Raw genomic sequence first — 6,112 nt, 5'->3', positions numbered from 1 at the left:
TACGACAAGGCCGGCCGCGTCAGCAGCGTGCTGCACCAGAAAGGCGGCAGCAACCTGTCGCGTACCGATTACGAGTACGACAGCAACGGCAACCGCAAGAAGGAGACCATCAACCGCGTCGCCGGCGCCCAGGTCACSAGCTACGACTACGACGGCGCCGACCGCCTGACCCGTACCGTGACCACCAGCGCTGCCAAGTCGGTTGCCACCGACTTCGGCCTGGACGCCATGGCCAACCGCCTGACSGAAACCGTGACCACCACGGCAAACGGCRGCGCGCCAACGGTRASCAAGCGCACCTCGACCTACGGCTCMCGCAACGAGCTSAAGACCATCGACGAYGGCAGCGGCGTGATCACCACGCTGAACTACGACGGCGAAGGCAACCTGACCGAGAAGAAGCAGGGCAGCGAYAGCACCATCTACCGCTACAACGGCAACGACAASCTGATCTCGGTCGCACGCAACGGCACCATGCTGGGCCGCTACAGCAACGACCACCTTGGCCTGCGCATCGAGAAGGAAGCCAAGGACCCGYTGCAGCCGGGCGCACCMCCGGTCAAGCTGCGCACCCTGTGGGATGGCCGCAATGCATTCCAGGACCGCGACAGCGGCGGCGAAGTCATCGCCCGYTACGACAACGACGGCCGCCACCCGGTCGGCATGTGGCACCGCGACGACGGCAGCCAGGCGNGGCGTGATCACCACGCTGAACTACGACGGCGAAGGCAACCTGACCGAGAAGAAGCAGGGCAGCGACAGCACCATCTACCGCTACAACGGCAACGACAACCTGATCTCGGTAGCGCGCAACGGCACCAYGCTGGGCCGCTACAGCAACGACCACCTTGGCCTGCGCATCGAGAAGGAAGCCAAGGACCCGCTGCAGCCGGGYGCACCACCGGTCAAGCTGCGCACCCTGTGGGATGGCCGCAATGCCTTCCAGGACCGCGACAGCGGCGGCGAAGTCATCGCCCGCTACGACAACGACGGCCGCCACCCGGTCGGCATGTGGCACCGCGACGACGGCAGCCAGGCGTTGCATCGCGACGCGCTGGGCTCGATCGTCGCCACCACCGATGGCAGCGGCAAGCTGAAGAGCGAGATTGTTTACGACGCCTTCGGCAACATCACCGAGGCGACCGGCCAGAGCGCCAACAAGTTCGGCTACACCGGCCACCAGATGGATGCGGAGACCGGCCTGGTGTACTTCCAGGCGCGTTACTACGACCCGCANGGCGACCGGCCAGAGCGCCAACAAGTTCGGCTACACCGGCCACCAGATGGATGCGGAGACCGGCCTGGTGTACTTCCAGGCGCGTTACTACGACCCGCAGCTAGGCCGCTTCATTACGCAAGACCCGTATGAAGGCGACTGGAACACGCCGCTTTCGCTGCATCATTACCTGTACGCGTATGCTAATCCGACGGTTTATGTGGACCTGAACGGGTACCAAAACACGAGGCCAAACTGCTTCTCGCAGAATCCCGACGACTGCATGAGCGCTGAAGCGAAGCAACAGCGTACTGCCCATCGTGATGTCTATGATAGGGAGGAGCGTGCCAAGGGATCTAAGCGGTTCAGGGATTCTGTCGGAAATAACTTCGACGAGGTTCAGCGCGACAGCACTATCGATTCCGACCTGACGAAAGAGAGCTCGGAAGGCGGCATAGATGTAGAGACAATGACGCCAGGCCAAATCCAAAGCCGAAAAATGAATCGAATCGGCGTGGAGTTTGGTGAGATTGGTGGAGCAATTCTCGAAGCTGCTGGACCTGACCGATATAGCTTCGCGGGTGGAATGGCAGCAAAATATGGCGCTCGAGTGGCTAAAGCTGGCGGGAAATTCGTTTTGGAAGGCGCTAAGGACGGCTTGCGTCTTATCAATAAGGGTGCAAAAGAGCGTCGCATTGAACAACAAGCCCTTAAAGCAGAACAGCGGTTGGCGGCGAAAGAGGCTGAGCATGCCGCAATGCCCCGCCAAGCCGCAGAAGGCAGTCCGCGGCGCAGTCCATGCAAGTCTTGCTTTGTTGCTGGCACGCTAGTATCCGTTCAGGGTGGATTCAAATCCATTGAAGATGTTCGCGAGGGCGATCTAGTACTTTCGAAGAGCGATGTGACTGGCGAGCTCGCATATAAGCCAGTCCTAAAACTGATACTCACGCAAAACAAGGGCGTGTTTGATCTGACATTGCGTAGCGCGACCGGTGAGTCAGAAACGTTGACTGTGACCGATAACCATCCATTCTGGGTGTTAAACAAGGGCCGCTTTATTGAAGGCTCCGAGGCGTCAGGATGGGTCGAGAGTGGGAAACTGAAGCTGGGTATGCTTGTCCAGTCAAACGATGGAACTGGACTCGATGTGGTTTCATTGGTCGACCTGCATCGATCTCCGGAAACATACAACCTAACTGTAGATGACTTCCATTCATATTTTGTCGGTCACTTGAGAGCTTGGGTGCATAATGTTGACTGCATCGAGACTTGGGATGCCGAAGGCGGACGTCCTGCCGCTGAAGTGGCTACAACGCGCCGACTGAAGTACTGGGAAGAGCCTCGCGTCGTTGGAGTCGACCGAGTCGGGTATAGAAAAGTCTATTCCAGAAATGATCTATTTGACCCTTATCACAGTGTGGATGGAATGACCAATATTCAGCGAATGAAGAAAGGCAGGCCTCCGATTGGCTACGATGGAGAGAAAGTAAACCTTCATCATCTTACTCAAGATGAACCGGGTGCTTTGGCAGAGGTAGGTGGGAAACTACATTCGGACAACACGAAAATATTGCATGGCCTTACTGAACCGGGCAAGAGTTTCAGGTACTCGGTGGATGGGAAGACGACAGACGCGGAGAAGGCTTTTAATAATTTCCGTTATTGGTACTGGACAGAACGGGCAAAGGGCTTTAAGTGATGCTTGATTTCGTAGAACAATTGATCGCTGCGAATGCCGATCTCGCCGATGTTGGAACTCCTCAGCCGGATCAGGAAATAAGAAACGCCGAGGAAACGCTTGGGCTCAAATTTCCTGAATCATTTACCGACTATTTGAAACGTTGGGGATGGGTGTCGTTTGGTCCTAACGAGTATTTGGGATTAGGCGCAACGATGCAAAACATTGTGCGAGAAACAGGACGAGCCCGCCTTTCGTGTAATTTGCCGAATCATATGATTGTTGTATGTGATCACGATGGTGATGAATTTGTTTGCATTGACACATCCGAACGCAACAATGGGGAATGTCGCGTGATTGTCTGGGACTGTCCGTCAAAATCTTACTCACGTTATCGCGCAAAAGATTTTGCTTCGTTTCTTGAAGATGATATGCGCGCTTTTCTGGAGTAATAGCTGCCCCTGCCCCTGCTGCCCCGTTCAGTTGCCCCGTTCAGTGTTCAGTTGAACTTGGGGTAGGGGCTGCGGGCAACTTTTTTCAAACCAAAAGCGGCCCCACAATGCACAACTCGCTGACCATTGAGCCGTTTTTTTCAGCAAATTGTACGATCGCTCGAATTAATGTGCCTAGTATTTCAGCAGTTCCTGGATGGTGGGCGAGCGCGAGCCTGAACACCTGTCGTTCGCCATGTTCAACAGACCGCCACTCGGTTGCTGGCTAATGCAGCGGCACGAATCCTTTCAATAGCCCGTTCCAGCCCTGGAAAGGAACGAACGCTTTCGGTGAGTTCAGATAAGGATTGATTCCGCGCCAGGCCTCCATCGGTGTCCAGCCAAACAAATGCTGATGCGGCCGAATCTCGTTGTACCACTTCCTGAATGTGGCAAGCAGCGAGTCCAGGTCCTGCGGGCGTTCAGGCACCAGCAAGTTCAGCTTCTGCTTCAAGGTCAGGAACAAGCGCTCGATGCGCCCGTTTTGCCAGGGCTTGCCACGCCCGATAAAGCGATGCTTGATGCCGAGCGCGCGTAGTCCTTGCGCGAATTCCTTGCTGTGGAAGACCGGTGCGTTGTCGGTGCAAATCCGCTGGGGCTTACCGTAAATGGCAACGGCTGCACGCAGTTCTTTCAGTAGCGCCTTCGATGTCTGGCCCGCTGTGCGGGAAAGATGAATGCAAAGGCGCGTGCCGCAGTCGATGATGCCAAAGATGAAGTGCACATTACCTGCCACGTCTTGTTTGCCGGTAGCATCCACACCCCATTCTTTGTTGGCTGGAATATGTTTCGGCTGCCGGTGTTTGGTGCGCTGCTGGACAGCGCGCATGTTCGAGGCGTAGCGCCGCAGCCAGTCGCAAATGGTGCCTAGGCTGATCGACTGGCCAAGGGCTGCGCCCTGCCGATCAAACTGGGCCTTGATCTGACGGATGCTCAGGCCGTGCCGATGCAACGCCAGCACCAGTTCGACCGCCCAGTCGGGCTTGCGGTTGCGCCGCGTTTGGCGCGGTGGTGCAGGGCGAACTCGCAAGTTTGGTGGCTGCGCCGCTCGTGCGAAATCGGCTAACAAAGCTTGCTTGCGCAGCACTTGCCGCAGATGCTTGCTCCACCAGTCCATGAAGTAGATGTAGTACTGAAGCAGAAAATTCATTTGCTATAGTTGTTTGTGCAGATTTTTCCGCATGAACTGGTCATCGAAAGTGAACATCATAAATGCAGTTTTCGCCTTTAACGGCAGGCGGTATCTCCACGCGGCAGCATCAATCAAGTAGAATTCTGCCCGCCCGCCCATGCAAACGTTCTGCCGACGTAAAGTGGCAATCGATCTTTAAAAATTCGTTTCATTTGCAGCCCACGAAACGTTGATTTCGCGGGCTGCCGGAGGCCATGAGCCTCTATTGAACAGCAGAACGGGTCCTACAGCTACGACCGCCGCAACCTGCGCACGTCCGAGAACCGCCTGCTGGCGGCGATCACCAGGTTCGAACTGGATAGCGTGGGCGACGTGGCGAAAGTCATCGACCCCGAGGGCCGCCAGACCGTCAACACGCATGACGCCCGCCGCCGCCTGACTTCGGTCACCAACGCCCTGGGCCAGACCACGACGTACGAATACGACGGCGCGGGCAACCGCACGCGCGTCGTGCACCCGCTGGGCAATGCCGCAACGTCGACTTACGACGCCGCCAACCGCCTGAAAACGGTCAGCGACGCCGCCGGCACGCACACCTACGGCTACGACAAGGCCGACAACCACGTCTCGTACCTCGACGCGCTGAACAACGAAACGCGCTACGACTACGACGTGCTGAACCGCCGCACCGGCGTGCGCTACCCGGATGGCGCCAGCGAGANGTGCACCCGCTGGGCAATGCCGCGACGTCGACGTACGACGCCGCCAACCGCCTGAAAACGGTCAGCGACGCCGCCGGCACGCACACCTACGGCTACGACAAGGCCGACAACCACGTCTCGTACCTCGACGCGCTGAACAACGAAACGCGCTACGACTACGACGTGCTGAACCGCCGCAGCGGCGTGCGCTACCCGGATGGCGCCAGCGAGAGCTTCGTCTACGACGCCGCCGGCAACATGGGCAGCCACACCGACGGCAACGGCACGGTCATTACGCGCACCTTCGACGCCATCAACCGCGAACAGACCAGGCACTACTCGGCCAGCGAAGACGGCTTTACCGACATCGCTACCGGCTACGACGCCAACAACAACGTGGTATCGGTGGAGCAGAAGGGCGGCAGCACGCGCACTTCGAGCTACACCTTCGACCGCTTTGACCGCCAGATCACGCACACCGACGCCTTCGGCGCCAAGGTATCGAGCACCTACGAYGCCAACGGCAACAAGCTGTCCACCCTGACCCAGGATGGACAGGTGACCCGCTACGGCTACGACGTGCTGAACCGCCTGACCTCGGTGGTCGGCAAATCNGCCAACGGCAACAAGCTGTCCACCCTGACCCAGGATGGACAGGTGACCCGCTACGGCTACGACGTGCTGAACCGCCTGACCTCGGTGGTCGGCAAATCGGGCGTGACCAGCTACAGCTACGACCGCTCCAGCCTGGAAACGCGCATCGACTACAACAACGGCGTGGCCAGCGTCTTCAAYTACGACAAGGCCGGCCGCGTCAGCAGCGTGCTGCACCAGAAAGGCGGCAGCAACCTGTCGCGTACCGATTACGAGTACGACAGCAACGGCAACCGCAAG

At 58.1% G+C, this 6,112-nt stretch carries 3 protein-coding genes and 5 pseudogenes; 7 read left to right on the top strand and 1 reads right to left on the bottom strand.

Annotation, left to right across the window (positions count from 1 at the left end; translation table 11 throughout):
* Positions 1 to 228: 228 nt before the first annotated feature.
* The 4 genes and pseudogenes from ASE26_RS32190 to ASE26_RS30185 all read left to right on the top strand — a co-directional run.
* Positions 229 to 693, top strand: a pseudogene (locus ASE26_RS32190) (hypothetical protein); the annotation flags it as partial.
* Between the two features lie 4 nt (positions 694 to 697).
* Positions 698 to 1,236: pseudogene (locus ASE26_RS32185) on the top strand (RHS repeat-associated core domain-containing protein); the annotation flags it as partial.
* Between the two features lie 47 nt (positions 1,237 to 1,283).
* Positions 1,284 to 2,915, top strand: a complete 1,632-nt coding sequence (locus ASE26_RS32180; RefSeq protein ID WP_200960831.1) for an HNH/ENDO VII family nuclease — start codon at positions 1,284 to 1,286, stop codon at positions 2,913 to 2,915.
* Positions 2,915 to 3,346 carry an SMI1/KNR4 family protein gene (locus ASE26_RS30185; protein ID WP_082507416.1) on the top strand — a complete coding sequence of 144 codons (432 nt, stop codon included), beginning with the start codon at positions 2,915 to 2,917 and terminating at the stop codon, positions 3,344 to 3,346. The genes ASE26_RS32180 and ASE26_RS30185 overlap by 1 nt, the downstream gene beginning before the upstream one ends.
* Before the next feature lie 265 nt (positions 3,347 to 3,611).
* Here the strand turns inward: ASE26_RS30185 and ASE26_RS21785 are convergent, their stop codons facing one another.
* Positions 3,612 to 4,535 (bottom strand): integrase core domain-containing protein, encoded by a 924-nt coding sequence (locus ASE26_RS21785; protein WP_057246936.1) that lies wholly within the window; start codon positions 4,533 to 4,535, stop codon positions 3,612 to 3,614.
* Positions 4,536 to 4,880: 345 nt separating this feature from the next.
* Between ASE26_RS21785 and ASE26_RS32175 the strand changes: the two are divergent.
* The 3 pseudogenes from ASE26_RS32175 to ASE26_RS31685 all read left to right on the top strand — a co-directional run.
* A pseudogene (locus tag ASE26_RS32175) lies at positions 4,881 to 5,238 on the top strand (hypothetical protein); the annotation flags it as partial.
* A 1-nt stretch (position 5,239) separates the two neighbouring features.
* Positions 5,240 to 5,832 (top strand): annotated as a pseudogene (locus tag ASE26_RS32170) (hypothetical protein); the annotation flags it as partial.
* Position 5,833: 1 nt separating this feature from the next.
* A pseudogene (locus ASE26_RS31685) lies at positions 5,834 to 6,112 on the top strand (RHS repeat domain-containing protein); the annotation flags it as partial.

Origin of the sequence: Duganella sp. Root198D2 (assembly GCF_001428585.1) — a bacterium.
GTDB lineage: Bacteria > Pseudomonadota > Gammaproteobacteria > Burkholderiales > Burkholderiaceae_D > Rugamonas.
Note: the sequence above shows the minus strand (reverse complement) of the source record. Positions and strands in the feature narration are given on the sequence as shown.